Origin of the sequence: Pseudoalteromonas sp. SG41-1 (assembly GCF_014164575.1) — a bacterium.
Lineage (GTDB): Bacteria > Pseudomonadota > Gammaproteobacteria > Enterobacterales > Alteromonadaceae > Pseudoalteromonas > Pseudoalteromonas rhizosphaerae.
In genome coordinates this window covers 46,717-66,932 of the sequence record NZ_JACJFL010000001.1, presented here as the reverse complement: position 1 = coordinate 66,932, position 20,216 = coordinate 46,717, and the positions used below count along the sequence as shown (strand labels likewise).

The 20,216-nt window shown below is 39.5% G+C and carries 19 protein-coding genes and 1 pseudogene; 15 read left to right on the top strand and 5 right to left on the bottom strand.

Annotated features, from left to right (window positions below; all coding sequences use genetic code 11):
* Positions 1–2 precede the first annotated feature (2 nt).
* From mmsB to H5203_RS23175, 4 genes and pseudogenes are all read left to right on the top strand, one after another.
* The gene (gene mmsB / locus H5203_RS00330) at positions 3–893 is read left to right on the top strand and encodes a 3-hydroxyisobutyrate dehydrogenase (protein WP_145233289.1); all 891 of its coding nucleotides are present in this window, start codon (positions 3–5) and stop codon (positions 891–893) included.
* A gap of 3 nt (positions 894–896) precedes the next feature.
* Complete coding sequence (locus H5203_RS00325; protein WP_145233291.1) at positions 897–1,658, top strand: SDR family oxidoreductase; 762 nt, start codon at positions 897–899, stop codon at positions 1,656–1,658.
* A gap of 260 nt (positions 1,659–1,918) precedes the next feature.
* A complete protein-coding gene (locus H5203_RS00320; RefSeq protein WP_145233293.1) occupies positions 1,919–2,770 on the top strand; it encodes an HDOD domain-containing protein in 852 nt (283 codons plus the stop codon).
* A 2-nt stretch (positions 2,771–2,772) separates the two neighbouring features.
* Positions 2,773–3,084 (top strand): annotated as a pseudogene (locus H5203_RS23175) (alpha-amylase family glycosyl hydrolase); the annotation flags it as partial.
* Between the two features lie 418 nt (positions 3,085–3,502).
* Here H5203_RS23175 and H5203_RS00310 read toward each other — a convergent pair.
* The 3 genes from H5203_RS00310 to asnS form a co-directional block, all read right to left on the bottom strand.
* Positions 3,503–6,169: a TrlF family AAA-like ATPase gene (locus tag H5203_RS00310; protein WP_182819172.1), complete on the bottom strand. Its 2,667-nt coding sequence runs from the start codon at positions 6,167–6,169 to the stop codon at positions 3,503–3,505.
* Positions 6,170–6,408: 239 nt separating this feature from the next.
* Positions 6,409–7,950 (bottom strand): methyl-accepting chemotaxis protein, encoded by a 1,542-nt coding sequence (locus tag H5203_RS00305; protein ID WP_145233297.1) that lies wholly within the window; start codon positions 7,948–7,950, stop codon positions 6,409–6,411.
* A 168-nt stretch (positions 7,951–8,118) separates the two neighbouring features.
* A complete protein-coding gene (gene asnS / locus H5203_RS00300) occupies positions 8,119–9,516 on the bottom strand; it encodes an asparagine--tRNA ligase (protein ID WP_064666209.1) in 1,398 nt (465 codons plus the stop codon).
* 287 nt (positions 9,517–9,803) lie between these two features.
* Between asnS and H5203_RS00295 the strand changes: the two genes are divergently transcribed.
* A complete protein-coding gene (locus H5203_RS00295; protein WP_145233300.1) occupies positions 9,804–10,238 on the top strand; it encodes an AAA family ATPase in 435 nt (144 codons plus the stop codon).
* A 54-nt stretch (positions 10,239–10,292) separates the two neighbouring features.
* Here H5203_RS00295 and bioA read toward each other — a convergent pair whose 3' ends face one another.
* The gene (gene bioA, locus H5203_RS00290) at positions 10,293–11,582 is read right to left on the bottom strand and encodes an adenosylmethionine--8-amino-7-oxononanoate transaminase (RefSeq protein WP_145233302.1); all 1,290 of its coding nucleotides are present in this window, start codon (positions 11,580–11,582) and stop codon (positions 10,293–10,295) included.
* 95 nt (positions 11,583–11,677) lie between these two features.
* Here bioA and bioB point away from each other — a divergent pair, with 95 nt between their 5' ends.
* The 5 genes from bioB to htpX all read left to right on the top strand — a co-directional run bounded on the left by bioB (position 11,678) and on the right by htpX (position 16,448).
* Complete coding sequence (gene bioB / locus H5203_RS00285) at positions 11,678–12,718, top strand: biotin synthase BioB (protein ID WP_145233304.1); 1,041 nt, start codon at positions 11,678–11,680, stop codon at positions 12,716–12,718.
* 55 nt (positions 12,719–12,773) lie between these two features.
* Entirely contained in the window at positions 12,774–13,928 is a 1,155-nt protein-coding gene (locus H5203_RS00280) for an 8-amino-7-oxononanoate synthase (protein WP_182819171.1), read from the top strand.
* On the top strand, positions 13,925–14,743 hold the full coding sequence (locus H5203_RS00275; protein WP_182819170.1) for a methyltransferase domain-containing protein: 819 nt from the start codon (positions 13,925–13,927) through the stop codon (positions 14,741–14,743). The genes H5203_RS00280 and H5203_RS00275 overlap by 4 nt, the downstream gene beginning before the upstream one ends.
* Before the next feature lie 18 nt (positions 14,744–14,761).
* Positions 14,762–15,445 carry a dethiobiotin synthase gene (bioD, locus tag H5203_RS00270; RefSeq protein WP_064666215.1) on the top strand — a complete coding sequence of 228 codons (684 nt, stop codon included), beginning with the start codon at positions 14,762–14,764 and terminating at the stop codon, positions 15,443–15,445.
* A gap of 139 nt (positions 15,446–15,584) precedes the next feature.
* Positions 15,585–16,448: a protease HtpX gene (gene htpX / locus H5203_RS00265; protein WP_064666216.1), complete on the top strand. Its 864-nt coding sequence runs from the start codon at positions 15,585–15,587 to the stop codon at positions 16,446–16,448.
* Positions 16,449–16,521: 73 nt separating this feature from the next.
* Here htpX and gloA read toward each other — a convergent pair whose 3' ends face one another.
* Positions 16,522–17,049: a lactoylglutathione lyase gene (gene gloA / locus H5203_RS00260; protein WP_145233310.1), complete on the bottom strand. Its 528-nt coding sequence runs from the start codon at positions 17,047–17,049 to the stop codon at positions 16,522–16,524.
* A gap of 368 nt (positions 17,050–17,417) precedes the next feature.
* On the opposite strand from gloA, the gene H5203_RS00255 reads away from it, so the two are divergent.
* The 5 genes from H5203_RS00255 (at position 17,418) to H5203_RS00235 (ending at position 19,758) form a co-directional block, all read left to right on the top strand.
* Positions 17,418–17,834, top strand: coding sequence for a hypothetical protein (locus tag H5203_RS00255; protein ID WP_145233313.1), 417 nt, complete (start codon positions 17,418–17,420; stop codon positions 17,832–17,834).
* 85 nt (positions 17,835–17,919) lie between these two features.
* A complete protein-coding gene (locus H5203_RS00250) occupies positions 17,920–18,360 on the top strand; it encodes a hypothetical protein (RefSeq protein WP_182759180.1) in 441 nt (146 codons plus the stop codon).
* A 106-nt stretch (positions 18,361–18,466) separates the two neighbouring features.
* Entirely contained in the window at positions 18,467–18,937 is a 471-nt protein-coding gene (locus H5203_RS00245; RefSeq protein ID WP_182732087.1) for a DUF4304 domain-containing protein, read from the top strand.
* Positions 18,938–19,047: 110 nt separating this feature from the next.
* Positions 19,048–19,329: a hypothetical protein gene (locus tag H5203_RS00240; protein WP_182819169.1), complete on the top strand. Its 282-nt coding sequence runs from the start codon at positions 19,048–19,050 to the stop codon at positions 19,327–19,329.
* Positions 19,330–19,452: 123 nt separating this feature from the next.
* Complete coding sequence (locus H5203_RS00235; protein WP_182732086.1) at positions 19,453–19,758, top strand: hypothetical protein; 306 nt, start codon at positions 19,453–19,455, stop codon at positions 19,756–19,758.
* The last annotated feature ends 458 nt before the right edge of the window (positions 19,759–20,216 follow it).

Below are 20,216 nucleotides of genomic sequence, written 5' to 3'. Positions count from 1 at the left end.
TTATGTCACTTTCTATTGGTTTTATTGGTTTAGGTAACATGGGTGGCCCAATGGCTGCCAACTTAGTTAAAGCGGGTCATCAGGTTAAGGTGTTTGATTTAAACCGATCGGTCGTAAATCTACTTGCTGAAAATGGCGCGATCGCCGCGGATGATGCTAAACATTGTGCAACGGATGTTGATGTATTGATCAGCATGCTACCGGCCAGTAAGCACGTTAAGTCACTTTATTTAGGTGATACCGGACTTGTACATATTTTAGCAAAGTCAACGTTAGTAATTGATTGTTCAACGATTGATGCAGCATCAGCACGCGACGTAGGCGCTGAGCTTAGTGAGCATGGTATCGACTTTGTTGACGCGCCGGTATCCGGTGGTGTTGCCGGTGCAACGGCAGGTACACTGACCTTTATCGTCGGTGGTGGCGATGAGCAATTTGCTAAGGCCCAACCGGTGCTTGCTGATATGGGTAAAAATATCTTTCATGCAGGTGATATTGGCGCAGGACAAGTCGCAAAAATTTGTAATAACATGCTATTGAGTATTTTAATGGCGGGAACCAGTGAAGCAATTCAAATGGGTATAAATAATGGCCTTGACGCAAAAGTGCTGAGCGACATTATGACCGCCAGCTCTGGTCGTAACTGGACCCTTGAGCTTTACAATCCTTGCCCAGGTGTGATGGCCACAGCCCCGGCTAGTAATGATTATAAACCAGGCTTTATGGTTGATTTAATGGCTAAAGACCTCGGTCTTGCGATGGAAGCCGCGCAGCAAAGTAATTCAGTAACCCCGATGGGGTCAATGGCTAAAAACCTTTATACCATGTTGCAACACCAAGGTGCGGGCAGCGAAGACTTTAGCGCCATATTTAAATTATTCTCGAAGGAGTAACAGGTGGAAATTAAAAATAATACCGTGGTGATCACCGGTGGCGCACAAGGCTTAGGATTTGCAATGGCGCATAAACTTGCGTCGCTTGGTGCTAATATTGCGTTAATTGATATGCAACAAGCGTTGTTAGATGATGCAGTTGCTGAGCTTAGCCAACATGGTGTAACTGTAAAAGCCTATGTTGCCAATGTGACTGATGAAGATGCGGTGGTAAATACATTTAATACCATCAATACAGATTTTGGTCATATTGGTGTATTGATAAATAATGCCGGTATTTTACGCGATGGTATGTTTATCAAAGCCAAAGAAGGCAAAGTGGTTGCTAAAATGGCCCTTGATCAATTTAAGTCAGTGATTGATGTAAACTTAACCGGCGTGTTTTTAGCGGGGCGTGAAGCTGCATGTCATATGATTGAATCGGGTAAAGGTGGCGTGATAGTTAATATGTCGAGTGTTGCTCGTGCAGGTAACATTGGTCAAACTAACTACGCTGCGTCGAAAGCGGGTGTGGTAGCGATGACTACAGGTTGGGCAAAAGAGCTTGGCCGTTTTGGTATTCGTGTAGGTGCCATTGCACCAGGCGTTATTCGTACTAATATGACTGATGCTATGAAACCAGAAGCCAAGCAGCGTATGCTAGCAGTAACACCCGTAGGGCGCTTTGGTGAAGCGGATGAAATTGCGCACACAGCGCAGTATATTATCGAAAACGACTTCTTCACCGGTCGCGTGGTTGAGATTGACGGCGGTATTCGTTTGTAAGTAAACCTTTTTTAAGTGTAATAAAACGGCAAGCCTCGGCTTGCCGTTTTTGTTTTATAGCTTAATTGATTAATAAAGTAGCACTTCAAGTGGTGCTGTATGTATATACAGCGCTTTTTTGTTTGTCAGTAATAGCTTAACTATTTGGGCTGTAATTCATTTAGCGCTTCCTATTTTAGTTGTCATAGTTGCGATGAACTTCTACTATTAATTATCTATTTGTTCTTATAATGATAAGCACCTTCAGGGATCAAACATACATGATTGAGATAAACGAACAGATACTGAAAGATATAAATAGAAATTTTATTATTCCTCCTAAACCTGAAATATTAACTGAGTTACAAAATTTAATAGCAACTGGCGATGCGCCTATTGCTGATGCCGCTAAGGTAGTGGTAAAAGATTTAGCAATTTCATCAGCAATACTAAAAATAATAAATTCTCCTGCTTATGGCTTATCTCGTACTGTTGCTGATATAAAACAAGCCGTGATGTTTCTTGGTTGGGACGGAGTCAATGTGCTTGCACAGGGCTTGAAATTAAAAGAAATGTTTGCAACCGATAACAGCTGTATTAGTTTAGAAAGATTTTGGGATACTTCAACCGACATTGCTAATGTAAACATGATGATAGGTCAGCGTCTTAAAAAACAGATAGCCATAGAGCCCTTGTATACGCTTGGGCTTTTTCATGATTGTGGTGTGCCTCCTATGGCAATAAAATATGATAATTATTTAACCGCTTTACACTGCGCTAATCAAACAGACAAAGAAACTATTATTGAGATTGAAGAGCGTTTATATAAAACAAACCATGCAGTTGTTGGCTATTATTTTGCTAATAGTTGGCATTTACCAAAAGAGATATGTCAGTTAATCCTCAACCACCACAATGCAGCTATTCTTGCTGAGGTGACAGATACAGATGAGCAAATCTGCTTTGCTATTTTGAAAATGTCTGAAAACTTAGTGACTATGGTCAGACGAGGCTCGCCTATACCACAGTGGGGTATTATAGAATCAAAAGTCTTAGATGTACTGCATTTGAATGATGATGAGTATTGTGACTTACAAGAGGACGTTATTGATTTTTTAAACAATTTATCATAAATATTCAGCATGAGAGCCAGCCATCCCAGCTAAAATCATTTGGTGGTAACCACATCAAAAACACGATCCCTTTTGCCTTACTTGATTACATTGAATTAGTTGATTGGAGTGGCCGTCGCATAGATCCAAAGAAAAAAGGGCATATAAAGAAAGCTATGCCAAAAGTGCTACTCACTTTAAATATAGAAGAAGCGCAATGGCTTGAATCAATAATGCGATTTAGGCAGCAGTACTCAAATTTCGCAGGCAGTAAACAACGGTTAAAGCTGCACGCGTCAACCAACGATGTAAAATGGTACAAAGGGGTAGGTTAGCACTAAGTTCGTCAAGTAATTGAAAAACAATCTCATCAAAAAAGCATACGTCTTTAGCCAAGCCTTGCTCTGCAGCTTAATATCCTATCCAAGAATGTAAAATTTTTAATAATCATCGAATGGTGAATTTGATAGTGCATAAATGCTGGGGGATTAGTAATTCCAAAGACGATTTTTGATGTAAGGCAAAATTTAAAACATGCCTGTCCTTTTTAGTTCGTTTTGATCAACTATCGACATTTTTGCAGGAATAAACATTGCGCTAGACAATAACTACTTAGCTTTACAAGGTTTAGTGTCATTGAGAGATATTTGAATCAATATTCATTACGGAAGATGAACCGCCCATTGCACTTTCTGTTAATAAAAAGTGCATGATGAGTGGTGTGGGAGCTGGAGGAGATCTCCGGCTACCCGATTAGGCCAATTCTTGAATACCATATTTACGCTCTCTCTTCTCGAAAGCATAACTCCCACCTTCCAAAATATTACAAATCTCTGCTCTTATCCCTATGTTTTCTTTAACATTACCGTCTTCAACAGAACCTGAAGTGTAGCGGATACTCTCACCTTGGTTATCAGCGATAATAATTTGTTCAGCATCGGTATTTACCACCAAATTTGCATTATGAGTAACTATAATAACTTGTCGGTATTTCTTAATTTTCCTAAAAAGGGGAACCAGCTGTGACATAATAAATTCATTATCTAAGTCATCCTCTGGCTGATCAAATACAAATGGACTACCGAACGGGTCTGTTGCTAATTTTAAACAAACGTAGAATGTACCCCTTTGCCCTACAGATAATTTATTTACTATTTTACCTTTGTACTGGAAATCTGCATTAGCATAAAGATATCTTCTAATATTTGAAGGTGAGTAGAGGTAATTTAACAACTCAAATCGTCCTCCCTTATTAAAGAACTCAGGCTTCCAAAAGAACTCTTCAATACTTGTAGGAGCTCCATCACAGTTGATAATATTTTCCCCGGAAAGCAGTTTAAAAAAGTCATCAATTGATCTTACGCAAAATGTTTCTTTCAACCGTTCAAATGTCGATTTTTCACTTGTGCTTCTAAACTTTCCACGATTTAGGCATTCTTCAATTCCACTGTAGAAATGATTTACATTAAATACGACACGACCATTAATATGTATGTCTGAAAGAATCTCCTGCACTAATTCATTTTGCTCATCATTCCAATTGGGCTGTTTTATCTTAAGATTTTGAAAGGCCTGATCTATATTGTCTTTTTGGTAATCAATGTACTCTTTGTACTTTAATGCAAGTTCACCACGCTCTTTAACAAACGCTTGATAATCCATCGTCTTTTGGTTTATCTCATCTAATTTTGATGACGCCAGATCAATAGATTTTTGATATTCAGTCACTTTGCTTAACAAGGATGATATATCTTGATTGATACCTTGTTGTCTAAACTGGCTTGCTATTTCACTATTTGATTCTGTTAGTGCTTCTATTTCTTTATTGCATATATCAATATTTTTGCTAATAGGATATTTAATCAAAGAATCATCAATCAATGGCGCTTGATTGGTTGAGCATAGATTGGTATTTAAGAGTGTAATTTTTTGATTTATTTCTATTGCGTGCCGATTCAAAAGAGCTAAAGTGCTTCTTGCTTCGTCAATGAAGTTATTTTTTTCGTTAATATTCTTTGAGTTCTTTTGATACTGTTCAATTAACAGCTTATTTTGTGGATTGGTAAGTGTTCCAATTAACTGAGTATTATTGTCGATAACGCTTTGTTGATATTGTTGCGTATTAACACGCTGATTTTGAGAGTCAACATCTTCCCAATATTCAACGAACGTGCGATATTTACTCAGGTTATTTGATATTTCAGAACTGGTAACAGAATCAAATTCCACACCATGAATTCCTAACATTCTTTTAATTTCGCCACTTAGGTCATCAGGCTTTTGGCTAAAGTGTTGCACATCTCCTTGTGAAACATGCAAATAGGAGTAGGTATTTGCCGATGAATCGAACTTTAAAACTGTTCCATCACCTTGATCTAGTTCAACGCAAAGGCTTTCTCCACTTACTCTTCGTGCATTTGAGTGCTCAGATTGATGATTGAATCTTGAATGCATCGCATCTAAAAAAAGACTTTTACCTGTCCCTCTACCGCCCACTATTGTGACTAGGTTTGGATTTAATGGGATAGTTTGACTAAAAAAGTTAATATCCTCTCCAGCAAATACCTTTCCACCTAACTCAACTGATTTAAACCAAGGCTTTATGTATGTGTTTTCGACAAAGTCGTCAGTTTGCTGAACTCTCAAATCTGGCTCAATAATAGATTGCCTTAAGCCTTCAAAGGTTGGTTTAGCCTTAACCCAAGAGTACATTGTTCCGATATCTTCCAACTTGTGAGCATCTGAAGCATGAAATACCGGTTTTTGTTTTGCAGATGGATATCTATCCTCTTTAAGGAAAAAGTTCCTGTCTTGAGGTCGGCCTAAGATAATTTGGCACCGTTTCTCTATTTCTAGTGCAACAGCTAGAGACCTCCCTTCCTTCATATCAGGTCTAAAGCCACCATAACCATTTGGGCAAGCAGCTATTAAAAAATCAACTCCGAACTTTAAGTTATTATTTAGATGAGCTATCAATGAATCAAATTTTACAAACGCTTCAGATGTTTTAGTTTGGGATTCAGTAAAAGACTGTTGGGAGCAATAGATATGCTTACCGTCAGAAGTTGTATTGGAGATGGGAAGTGTGGATAAAATGCTGTTTATCTGCTGGGTGCTAATATTTTCCGAAAATATACAATGAACGTTAATCCACTCACCATCCTTATTTTGTTGATCAATACGAAATTCTAGGTTTCCTAGGACTGTATGTTCAACGCCTTTCTCTTGAAACTTTTCTCTGATTTCACCTAATTCATTATCTTTAAAGAAAAAGTAATTGGTAATCCCGGTTAGGCTAAGTTTTGAAGAGATTATTTTGTCAACAAACTCATCTATAGTAGAAGCCCCATATTCATTAGCCTGATGAGTATATGGAGAGTGAATGTGTAAATCCCATTTACCCCAAATTGATCCAATCATTTAATCTCCTTGATTTTTAACTGTTGCCAAGTACGCACATAGGTCTAACAGCTTATTAAACACCATTTTGATGGTTTATAAACCCCAAAACGGCATCTATTACATATTCTGATAATTCCACCAATAATTACTTTTGTAAACAAGTAATTAAAATAGCAAAATTCAAGGCTTGGTATTTTGCACCAAAACGGCGGTTAATAATGGCTGATAGCTGATAGCTGATAGCTGATAGCTTCTTTTTAGTTACTTTTAAACCCAATTCTAAAACCGCCCCAGTGTTTGCCATTTACATAAATGGGTACTGATAGGTCATGTAAAATCTCACCGGTATCACGTTTATAGGTTTGCAATAAAAAGCTCTCAGTGTGGCTACCACAGCGGCTGCCGGTGGCATCGTTGAAAATACGTTTAGTGCGGTTATTCACTAAATCTTGTTGGTAATTGCCAGTTAATGGCTGGCTGTAGCGCTTATTGTGGGTAGGGAAGTAACCTTTTTTGTCTACGGCACCAGCAAAAAGAATTTTGTCATTTTCAAGGATAGGCTCTTGAATTGGCGGTAAAATTTTATCGGTTAAAGTATCGTATGGTGTTGTATATTTTGTGGGGTTAGTATTTTTAATTGCTTGATATTCTTGTGAGAACAACTGCTTTTCAGTTAATTGCTTCGTTTCTAGCAACTCATTAAATTTTACCGCGATTGCATTGCTTGCCGTTGTTGCTGCCTTGAGTATAGGCTTGAAAAAGGCATTGTGTTCAACTTTACTGAGCTCTCTAAAGATGGTTTCAGATCCTATCGATAACATAGCTGCTTGTGATGAAATTGAGTTACCTTTGGTTGCTATTTCAGCTAGCAAATGGCTGATACTTGATACAGAGGTATTTATTTGTGTGGTTGCTTGTTGAAAAGCAGATACTGCTTGCTGCATGTTTTCTAAGGTTGATGATGAGTCTGTAATATCATGATTTATTGTTAAAAATGCTTGGGTAACATTTTCGAGTTCGGTTTTCACTTCATCACTTTGTAAAGAAACCTGTTTCATATCATCATTTGTTTGCACGCTATTAGTATTGATCTCAGTTAGCATCTGTGCAATTTGTTTAGTGGCTTGATTGGTTTTATTGGCAAGATTACGTACTTCATCGGCAACTACAGCAAAGCCTCTGCCTTGTTCACCCGCTCGTGCTGCTTCTATGGCGGCATTTAATGCCAGTAAATTAGTTTGCTCAGCAATGGTTTGAATAACTTGGGTAATGCTTTGAATATCAGTTGCACTTTTTAATAATAAATCTAACTTACTTGCGACGTTAGTAATTGAGTTAGACAACGAATCAATTTGTTGTGTGGCTATTTGCAAGCGTTGCTCTGCTGATGTTGATGCCTGAGATGTTTGCAACATTGCTGCATTTACGATGGTGATACTATTAGTGAGTTCACTACTGTTATGGGATAACGCCTGTGTTGCAGCGCTAACCGATTCGCTTTCACTGTAACAACCATCAATTTCTTTAGTTAGGCTATCTACATAGAATCCGACTTCTGCTGCACCAATTGCATTTTGAGAGGTTGCCACTGTGATGTTTTGAGCAACATTGCTGAGTTGGGGCTGTTTATTAATGTCTGACGCAGGGTTTGGTTTTTTGTCAGTTAACTTGGCTGTAAAAGCGAATAGAGCAGTAAAAATTGCAATGATTAGCGCCGCGACTATCGATAGTTGCTCGAAGTAATATAGAAAACCAATACTGACAGCGAAGAGTGTATAGCATAGCGATTTTAAATTCATTCCATTGACCTTTGTTGAGTTGTAATTTTCAGTCTTAAATATAAAGCACAGAAAATCAATTAATAAAAGGTCTAATAGGGAAGTCGACTGATTGACTTAGCAAAAAAAAAGCCAACCCTAAGGTTGGCTTTTGCAGTAATCTATTGCAGTAATGAGCATCAACTCATTTTAGTAAGTTGCACTGCCTTTGGTACGAGGGAAGGCGATTACGTCACGTACGTTGCCCATACCCGTTACATAGGCAACTAAACGTTCAAAACCTAGGCCAAAACCTGAGTGTGGTACAGTGCCGTATTTACGTAGGTCGCGATACCAACTGTAGTCTTCTTTGTTTAAGCCCATTTCTTCTAAACGTGCATCAAGTACATCAAGACGTTCTTCACGCTGTGAACCACCAATGATCTCGCCAATACCTGGTGCTACAACGTCCATTGCAGCAACGGTTTTGCCGTCTTCATTTTGGCGCATGTAGAATGCTTTAATGTCTCGTGGGTAGTTTTTAATAACCACTGGTGCTTTAAAGTGCTCTTCTGCTAAGTAACGCTCGTGCTCAGATTGTAAGTCAACACCCCATTCAACGGCGTATTCAAATTTCTTACCACAGCTTTTAAGAATTTCTACTGCATCAGTGTAATCAACTTGTGCAAAATCTTTCTCAACAAATTCTTCTAGGCGCGTGATAGCTGTTTTCTCAACACGTTGCGCAAAAAACTCCATATCATCACGACGTTCTTCAAGAACCGCTTTGAACACATACTTCAGCATGTTTTCAGCAAGTTTGGCGATATCTTCTAAATCGGCAAACGCAACTTCTGGCTCGACCATCCAAAACTCTGCCAAGTGGCGAGAAGTATTTGAATTCTCTGCACGGAAAGTCGGGCCAAAAGTATAAATTTTTGACATCGCTGAGGCGTAAGTCTCACCATTTAACTGACCTGATACAGTAAGGAATGCTTCTTTACCGAAGAAGTCTTCGCTGTAATCAACATCGCCTTTATCTGTACGTGGCAAGTTTTGCATATCAAGCGTTGATACGCGGAACATTTCGCCTGCACCTTCACAGTCACTTGCGGTGATGATAGGGGTGCTGATCCAGTAATAACCCTGCTCATGGTAGAAACGGTGAATAGCTTGCGCTAAACAGTTACGTACACGTGTTACCGCACCAATCATATTGGTACGTGGGCGAAGGTGAGCGTGCTCACGTAAATACTCAATGCTGTGGCGTTTTGCCGACATTGGGTATGAGTCTGGGTTTTCTACCCAACCAAGTACCTGTACGCTATTTGCTTGAATTTCGAAAGATTGACCTTGGCCTGCTGATTGTACTAAAACACCAGTAACTGACACAGAGCAACCGGCTGTTAGGCTAGTAACTTCATCATAATTATTTAGTGAATTAGGTACTACCGCTTGAATAGGATCAAAACACGAACCGTCATGAACGGCTAAAAATGAAATTCCTGCTTTTGAATCGCGGCGTGTACGGATCCAGCCTTTAATTGTTACTTGGCTGTCTACCGCAACCTTGCCTTTTAATAGCTCTGAAATCGCTAAGTGGCTCATCTTCACTCCAATGATATAAGTTGCCTACATTAATATGTGCGCTATTGCACTTGAACGGTGTATCTTACCTTTGAATGTAAAATAAAAAAACATTCAAAAGTAACTCTTTGCTTATTCTTTTGCATTTTTGTGGTTTTTTGTCGTTTAAAACCTAGAACTTTAATTCTTTGTGATAAGAAACAACTTAGATCAAAATTTAAAGGCGATTTTCACTGCGATAAAAACGGGTTTTGTGGCATTATATGCAATTACGATATTTAAACTAACTTGCTAAACATATAGGTATTATGAAACAAGTCTTTATTTTACGTGGTTTACCAGGGTGTGGTAAGTCTTATTATGCGCAAAACCTAGCCGATGAAATGGTAGCGGGCGATCAAAGCCAATACTTAATTTGTTCGACCGATGATTATTTTTATAATGAGCAAGGGGAGTATCAGTTTGATAAGTTCAAACTGTCGCAATACCACAATTTAAATTTAGCTCGTTTTATAAATGCGTTAGCGCAAGAAATCCCACTTATTATTGTTGATAATACTAACATCAAGAAATGGGAATTTATTGCTTATAGCCAAGCCGCTGTTGCACTAGGCTACCAAGTTAAAGAAGTGATTGTGGGTGAAGTAAAAGACAAATCAATGCAACACCTGTACGCCAAACGTAATAGCCATAACATTCCACTGAAAATGATCAGCAAAATGGCTTATATGTTTGAGTGGTAATAATTACCCAAATTACGATTAGGTTGGGTAATTATTTGGGGTCTTGATGATATGCTAATAATGTTTTCCGGCAATTGCGGCGTAAATGGCGTTAGCTAATGTGGTGATATCGCCTGAACAACTAATATACGGTGGCATTAAATAGATAAGCTTACCAAAAGGGCGGATCCATACATTTTTACTAACAAAGAAAGCTTGTATCTTTGCTACATCGATAACAGTATCGAGTTCAACCACACCAATTGCTCCTAACGTTCTTACATCAACAACATGCTCAAGATCATTACAACGGTGTAATGCTTGCAGCGCATCGTTTAGGTGGGCTATTTGTGCTTGCCAGTCTTGCTCAAGTAATAAATCAATACTCGCACAAGCCACTGCGCAGGCCAATGGATTGCCCATAAATGTTGGGCCATGCATTAATACCCCAGCTTCACCTTCGCTGATACCAATGGCAATTTTATCTGTGGTTAATGTTGCAGATAACGTCATCATGCCACCTGTGAGTGCTTTACCTATGCATAAAATATCTGGCTCAATATCAGCATGTTCTACGGCAAATAGCTTACCTGTGCGGCCAAACCCTGTGGCTATTTCATCACAAATTAATAATACGCCGTAACGATCGCATAGTTCACGCACGGTTCTTAAATACTCAGGATGATAGAAGTTCATTCCCCCTGCATTTTGTACAATTGGCTCGATGATAAAAGCTGCAACATGCTGATGATGTTCTTCGAAATACTGTGCAAGGTGGTGTGCTTCTAGTTTATCGAACTGTTGTCCAAACTGAGTCTTTGGTGCAGGCACAAATACATGCTCAGGTAAAAAGCCTTGGTATAAAGAGTGCATTGAATTAATAGGATCACATACGCTCATTGCTGCAAAGGTATCGCCATGGTAACCCTTTAGCGGCGTCATCAGTTTTTGTTTGCTGGTTACTCCTTGACTAAGCCAATATTGCAAAGCCATTTTTATCGCCACTTCAACACTTACCGAGCCGCTGTCGGCTAAAAATACTTTTTGCAACTTACTCGGGGTTATTGCAACCAGCTTTTTACAAAGCTCTACTGCTGGCTGGTGGGTTATGCCACCAAACATTACATGGCTCATTTTATCTACTTGCTCAATCACTGCATTTTTCAATACTGGATGACCATAACCATGAATAGCACTCCACCAAGAGGCCATACCGTCAATAAGTTGTTCGCCCGTTTCTAAGTGAATAAGGTTGTGATTTGCATGAGTAACGGGGTAAACCGGAATAGGTTGAGTCATTGATGTGTAGGGGTGCCAAATGTGCTGACGATCAAAATCAAGGTCTATCGTTTGTTTTTTGTTCATATGTAAACTTTAACTAAGTGGGCTTCGTTGACAATGGTACGGCAATACGTATTCTAAGCCAATAACACCAAGAGCAAAAAATAAAAGAGAGTATTATGGAGCTTGCAACAGTTCGACACGATTGGACCCACAGTGAGGTGAAAGCCTTATTTGAAATGCCATTTAACGATTTATTATTTAAAGCCGCCTCTGTGCATCGCGCTAATTTTAATCCAAACGAAGTACAAATTTCTACGTTGTTATCTATTAAAACCGGTGCATGCCCAGAAGACTGTAAATATTGCCCGCAATCGGGGCATTACAAAACTGATTTAGAACGCGAGCGCCTAATAGAAGTAGAAAAAGTGGTAGAGCAAGCGCGGTTAGCAAAACAAAAAGGCGCCACCCGTTTTTGTATGGGGGCTGCATGGTCAGATCCAAAAGACAGAGACATGCCATACATTTCGCAAATGGTAAAAGAAGTAAAAGCCCTTGGCCTTGAAACCTGTATGACTTTAGGCATGTTAAATAACGAAAAAGCCCATGAACTGCGTGATGCTGGCCTTGATTACTATAACCACAACCTAGACACCTCACCTGAATACTATGAGCAAATTATATCAACTCGGACATTCCAAGATCGTTTAGACACCATTGGTAATGTGCGAGACGCTGGTATGAAAGTCTGCTCCGGCGGTATTGTCGGTATGGGTGAGCAAGCAAGCGACCGCTATGGCTTATTAATGCAGTTGGCTAATTTACCCCAGCAGCCCGAAAGCGTGCCAATTAATATGCTAGTAAAGGTAAAAGGAACACCGCTTGAAAATGTTGATGACTTAGATCAGTTTGAGTTTATTCGTACCATTGCCACAGCACGTATTATGATGCCGCATAGCTACGTACGTTTATCGGCAGGGCGCACAGCAATGAACGAACAAATGCAGTCAATGTGCTTTTTTGCCGGTGCTAACTCTATATTTTATGGTGATAAACTATTAACCACAGAAAACCCTGAAGCTGACGCTGATATGAACTTGATCAAAAAGCTCGGTATGAACCCAGAAACACGCCACGATTATTCAGACGAGGCCTATGCTGCATCGTTATCGTCAGCGGTCGCAGATAAAGCAACCTCTGAGATGTTTTACGAAGCGTAAAGCGCTTAGTACTATGGTAATGGTTTGAAGTATCGCGTTGCAGGTTAAAGCATTTATGTCATTTGAATTTATAAACACCCATTTAGATGAACGCAAAGCACAACAGCTCTTGCGTAAACGCTATGTAGTGCAAAGCGCAACAGCGCGCACTATTACGGTTAATGATAAAACCTACCTTAACTTTGCGAGTAACGATTACTTAGGGTTTGGCGATTCGCCGGTGGAGTTAACCAGCGCGCCATTATTAGGTAGCCACAGCTCAGCACTAGTGACGGGTTATCAACAACCACAGCAAGCGCTTGAGCATGCTTTATGTAGTGCTTTGGGTTATGAGGCAGGCATGTTGTTTAATTCGGGCTTTAGTGCAAATAGTAGTGTTATTAAAGCCTTGTTTCAAGATAAAGCGACAGCGCAACACAGTGCTATTTTTCAAGATAAACTCAATCACGCTAGTTTAATTGATGGCGCATTACACGCCAACGCAGCTTTAATACGCTTTAACCATAACGATATAAACCATTTACGCTCACGGCTAGAAAAATCAAAAGCGCGCAATAAGCTCATCGTGTCTGAAGGTGTGTTCTCCATGGATGGTGATACCGCGCCAATTAAAGCGCTATTTACCTTAGCAAAGCAGCATAACGCCTGGTTAATGATAGACGACGCCCATGGTTTTGGTGTTTTAGGAAAATCGGGGCTTGGCAGTTGTGAAGCCTTAATTACAGCGGACACCTTGCCCGATATTTTAGTGATCACCTTTGGTAAAGCGGTTGCTAGTAGCGGGGCGTGCGTATTAGGTTCGCGGCATTTTATAGATTACATGCTGCAGTTTAATCGTGATTATACCTACTCAACCGCTATGTCACCGTTTATTGCCGCTCATACTTTGGCACGTATTAAAAGCATAAGAGACGCCAACGACAGGCGAGCCAAATTAAACGCTAATATTGCGCTGTTTAAACGCCTAGCAAAAGAGCAGCACATTGCGTTAATGGAATCAAACACCGCGATTCAACCGATTGTTTTAGGCTGCGCCGAGCAAACGTTAAAAGCCAGTGAGCAACTAAAGCAGCAGGGCATTTGGCTAACGGCTATTCGCCCGCCAACTATTTTACACAATACCTCGCGTTTGCGTATTACCTTAAGTGCAGCCCACACCCATGACGATATAAAACAGCTCGTTGGTAGTTTACAAAAGGTCATTTCATGATAAGCCCGCAGGCAATTAAAACTAAGCCACTTAGCCCCACTACAGTGTATTTAGCTACTCAGGCTTTAAAAAAAACCACAGCGCATAACTTTTCAAAAGCAGCAAATAGTTACAGCCAGCATGCCAATGTGCAAAAACAAGCGGCAAATGATTTATTTAAACTTATTAGTGCAAACCCTAAAAAGCTCTGTGTTGACCTAGGCGCAGGGCCGCTTGTAAATAGTCAGGCTTTAAAGGCATTATTTGGCCAAGTTGTTGCCATAGATTTAAGTTTTAACATGCTAAAAAGCAGTAATTTAAACACCCCTAAACTGTGCGCCGATATGGATAACTTACCGCTGCAAGCTAACAGTATTGATGTGCTATTTAGTAATTTTGCGCTGCAGTGGTCTGCTAATTTTGAAATCTTAATGCACTCGCTTTACCAAGCATTAAAACCAGGCGGGCAAGCCTATATTAGTACGGTTGTTGCAGGGTCATTAAACGAAATAAAAACCGCCTTTGCAGTGCTTGATTCACATAATCATATTAATCAGTTTGCAAGCCATAATAATATAAACCAATCGGTCGAAAAGGCCGGGTTTAAGATCAACGCATCAAAAAAAGTCATCTATACCGATCAGCACAGCAGTGCATTAGCGGCTATAAAATCGATTAAAGCCATTGGTGCCACCACACAAAATCATGCAACAAGTCGTCGTGGTTTATTAACTAAATCAGCACTAAAAAAAGTCTGTGATGCCTATCCGCTTGTAAACAATAAAGCCCATGTATCTTACCATGTAGTATTGTTATCATTAGAAAAAGCCCAGTAAAAATAATAAGGCCATGCCATGAACCAGTTTTTTATTACCGGTACCGATACCGACGCCGGTAAAACTCATGTAACCAGTTTGCTGCTAAAGTTACTCGCACAACATAAAAAGCGCGCAATAGGTTTTAAGCCGATTGCCTCTGGGTGTGAAATGGCGTTTGAGCAGCTCGTAAACGCCGATGCGCTAATGCTAATGGAAAGTGCCACAGTCAGCGCTAAATACGACATAATTAACCCATTTGCATTTGCGCCGCCAATAGCTCCCCACATAGCTGCAGAGCAAGCGGGTATAAACATAACAGTAGAAAAGCTGAGCATGGCTTATCAACATGTTAAGCAACAAGGCGCAGATTACCTGTTAACAGAAGGCGCGGGTGGTTGGGCTTTACCTATTAATAATAACGAGTATTTATACGACTGGGTAAAAGCAGAGCAACTGCCAGTAATATTAGTGGTCGGGATGAAACTAGGCTGTATAAATCATGCATTACTCACGGCAGCACATATGCAAAGTATGGGTGTTAATTGCATTGGCTGGATTGCTAACCAAGTTGATGCCACTATGGATGAATACCAAGCAAACCTAGATTCACTGAAAACACGTTTACCATTTCCACTGCTTGCCATTAGCCCATACACAGAGCAAACCCCTAAATTACAAATTTATAAAACCCTGCTTGAAAAATTATCAATAAATCCATAAATAACCCTTGTGTTGTGACATAGTTTGTCACAGAATAGCGCTGACGTTATGACATAGTGTGTCATAACGCAGTGATTGCTCAAAGCCGATCAAACATAGTAAATCGCTCAGCAATAAATGTTATTTTTGGAGAACTCGTATGAAACGTGTATTTTTGTTTTTATTAACTAACCTCGCGGTTATGTTGGTATTAGGTGTGGTGCTTTCAATCATAATGAGTGCGCTGGGCTTAAGCCATCGTAGCCTTGGCGGAATTTTACTAATTGCGACTGTATTTGGTTTTGGTGGATCGTTTATTTCGTTATTTATGTCGAAATGGATCGCAAAAAAATCAACCGGTGCGCAAGTGATCACCCAACCTCGTACCGAAACCGAACAATGGCTGGTAAACACTGTGGCTGCTCAAGCTAAAAAAGCTGGCATTAACATGCCAGAAGTGGCGATTTACGACAGCCCAGAAATGAACGCCTTTGCAACCGGCCCAAGTAAAAATAATTCGTTGGTGGCGGTAAGTACGGGTTTATTACATAACATGAGCCAAGATCAAGCAGAAGCCGTACTGGCGCACGAAGTATCGCATGTTGCTAATGGCGACATGGTAACGCTAACGCTTATTCAAGGTGTGGTTAATACTTTTGTTATTTTTGCCGCGAAAGTGCTGGCTGGCATTGTAGATAACTTTATCAATAGCGATGAAGAAGAGGGCGGCAGCAGCTGGACTTACTTCTTATTCGATATGTTATTCCAAGTATTATTTGGTGTATTGGCAAGCATAGTGGTTGCCCATTACAGCCGAAAACGTGAATTTGCAGCCGATAACGGCGCAGCTCAGTTGGTAGGCGCAGATAAAATGCGTTCAGCCCTTGAGCGATTAAAGCAAAACCACCCATCGCAATTAGAAGGCTCAATGATGGCCTTTGGTATTGCCAGTGGTAAAGGCATGGCTGAGTTGTTTTCATCTCACCCACCGCTTGACGCACGAATAGACGCACTACGTCGTTAAAAAAATTCAAGTTTTTCACAGTACTTGTAAACAAAAAGCCTGCATTTGCAGGCTTTTTTATTTTTAATGGTTTTTATTGCGATTGAATAATCTCAGTAATGCCCTCCGGCGAGAGTATTTCAATCCAGTAACCGTCTGGGTCTTTAATAAAGGCAAGGCCTTTCATTGAGCCGCCATCTGGCTGTTTTACAAACTCCACATCGTACTTAGCAAAGCGCTCGCACGCTGCATATACATCAGGCACACTAATACCAATATGGCCAAAGCCTTTTGGTTCTTCATTACCACTATGATAACCGCTAAAGCTGTCGTCGTTTTCAGTGCCCCAGTTATGGGTAAGCTCAATGAGTGCAGGGCGGCGAAACACCCACTGGGTTTTTTCTTTATCATCACCCTTTGGCATGTCTTGTTCGTAGCCTAAAAAGTACAAAGTAAACTCCATACCAGGAAAGTCATACTTTCCTAATAGTTTCATGCCCAATACGTTTTCATAAAATGCCAGCGACGGTTTTGGATCTTTAATACGCAACATAGTTTGCTGCATCACATAGCCTTCAGTGGCCTGTGCAATTTGCTCTGGAGATTCATTATAGCTAGACATGAGATAATCCTTAATAAAATGACTGAAAAAACCTTAATGGATTTAAAAAGGCAGGGTGTGCGCTCATCATAATCAACAGCAGCAAAAATTAAAACCACCGAGCTAAATTACCAGCCAGTGAGCTGAATGTTTTATAAGCAAAAAAATGGCATATTTAGCGATACTGTTTATTTATACAGTTCTTGATGTTTTGTCCAATATTACTGATCACCACCATTTTGGGGTATTTCTGCATTTATGAAGTATGACCTGAAGTTAACTAGCTGTTTACAGGTGTTTATTTGAGGGCTAAGATAAATGCAATGTATATATGGACATTTGTCGGTTTATAAAACGACAAATGTCGTAGACAAAGTTGTTAAATGCCTATGAAGAAAATCATCGCTAATATTTTTACCAGCGCCATTTATTCCTCGTTCTTGGGTAGCGTGGTGGTCTTTATTGGTATGGTTGCATCGTTCTTGGCTGGTGGGTGGGATTTTATAGGTGGCGCAATTGGTGGAGCTATACTGTTTTACTTTATTACAGCTATTTTTTCATGCGTTATAGCAACAGTTGTTGCTGGGCCAATTTACGTTGTACTCACTAAATATAAGCTTGCCAACTATTACACGGCATTTTTGCTAGGTCTTACTGTTACATTCTTTTGCTTTGGGTTTTCCACCTCGCTAGAGAATCTATATTGGAATTTGGCCGGTGGTATTACTGGTTTGCTGTTCCACTACCACTATATTAATAAGCCTAGTTGGGTGGGGAGTCCGCATTTAACAAAGCCATCAAATTGACGTCTTTTCCGTCGCTTTTTTGGTGGTTTAACGCTACGCTACCACAAAAAAAATCAACTACAAAGCCGCAATTTATGGCGGCGTTATGAGCCATATGAATAACTTACTAATTTGTAGCCTGATAATTCTGTTGGTTAGTTGCACAACCATAAAAAATGTTTCAGATAGTTCTCAATTTGAAGGTGACATAGGCATAAAATATTTAGAAAAGAACGCTTTCATTTGCACTGTTGATAATAATGCAATGTTTACGAAAGGCTTACCCGTTAACGAGCTATATGAAAACCATGGTTTCAAATCCTGTCCTCGCGGAATGGATGTTGCGTCCCTTCTAAAGGGGGCTGAAATTAAAGTTTCAGAGGCTTCTCATAGCTCACACTTCGGTTTAGTGTCTTATACAGATCATTGGTATTTTGTTGGTTCCGCCGACATTGGCGGTAAAATGGTGAGTTTTTATTACTACTTAGGGTTAACTACTGATGGAAAACCTCCTGTGAACTATAAGAATAATTTGTTGTGGCACTAGCAAAAGCTCATAACAAGGCCAGCCAGCATCGCTCCCTACGGTCGCTGGACCTCGTTTCACTCGGCCGCTGCTGGCGGCGTTATATGTATTTTTGAGGTTGTACTATATGTCGTCGATTATAAGTAAAAAACTTCAAGAAGCATTAAAAGCTCAATTCAAAGCTTTTGGATTTAAAAAGAAAGGGGCTTCTTGGGCTTGTGCTGAGGGTGAATTAGCAAAGTGGTTCAACATCCAATGTTCTCGGAACAGCGGTTGTGTTTACTTTAATGTTGGTATCTATTTTCAAGCAACAAAAGAAGTAGACTACCCAAAAGAACTAGATTGCCATTTACGCTTTCGATTTGAGCAGCTGTTAAGTTCTGATGAAGAAATTAGAGATTTTTATAGGCTGTCTGATTTTGAGTCAGGCCTAAATACAGAAGCTAAAATTACAAGATTAACAAATCTTATAGCCTCTAAACTTATTCCATTTTTTAATCAGTATAATAGCGTTACTGATATTTTAAATTCTGACAAAATTAGGCCTCATATGTACTGGAATAACGGTAAAGAGATAGCAATTAAGCTTTGTGCTTAATACATATAACTACAAGGGCTTTAAATTTGACTCCAAAAGCGCTCATATTTTTTGCGGAGCAAAAACCAAAGCCAGCTTTTTACGCAATTTAAGCGGGCGTTATATGCAAAATGAATGAATCTAGCATTTATGCCAAATTAGAGTTTTTAAGAGATCAATTTATCAATGGTAAATTGATCCCTTGCGTTGACATTAAATTAGAAATAGATGGTCAAATATTTACCCAAAATGTTTGGCTAGAGCCACATGAATTAGGTAATGTGGTAGTCGTTATGTTGGCAACTAACAAGCTCTTTATTTCTAATAAATATTGTTTAGGTTTAATCCAAGCAAATGACGGGACAAATGAGCTTTTAAGTAATGAACAACTATGGGAAATTGGCATCCCGTAAATTGCATATAACTATAAGCCAATCAAGCGGGACTAAAAATAGTTTGCTCGGTTTCGCTTCGCTACACATTTTAGCCAACCATTTTTTGCCTGTTAATTAGGTGTTATGTTTACAAGGAAAGTTATGTATAAATTATCTATTTTAGTATTTTGTCTAGCTATGGTCGGATGTGCTTCAACTTCATCCTCATATGATGGGATTGAAGGTAGCTCGTTTGAAAATGCAGTTGTTTTTCCTAATGCTAAAAGTAGCTTTGATGGTATACCAATGGAGAATCAATGGCTGCAAGAGAAGTATCCAAACTTTAAAAAAGTAAGTCAATCTATGCTCTCCAACGGCAATGATGTATACGATGCTATAACCATTGAAACATCAAATGGCGAAACTAAAGTGGTCTATTTCAAAATGACTAGTTGGTTTGGTATGTAAACATAACAATCCAAGAAACCAAAGGGGTCAAATCTTGACTTCAGACATCAAATTCATGCGGCAATTTTATAAGCTGTTTTTAAAATAAAATGCTGGTGGTTCACTGGCTAATTAATTACTGAGTTAAATTAAGGAAAAGGATTTTTTATGGAAGGTATTAATTATAAAAGGCATTAAACGTATTTGGTTTTGGTTTTGGTTTACGCTAGTTGTATGTCCATTTTTGATTATTTTAGGCATGGCTACCTTTGTACAGTTATTAGGGCAGTACATGTATTCTCTGCAATTTAGTTTTTCTTCGCTATCTAGCTTTCAAATAGCATTTATGTGTGGCGGAATTTGTGCTTTTTCTGTCTCTGATAAAACGGCTGTAAAATTAAAAATAATGAAATGGACGGAGATAGAGATGGCGAGCCCTGTGAGCGGCAGTTTGGAAATAAGTAGTTTTATATTGGGGT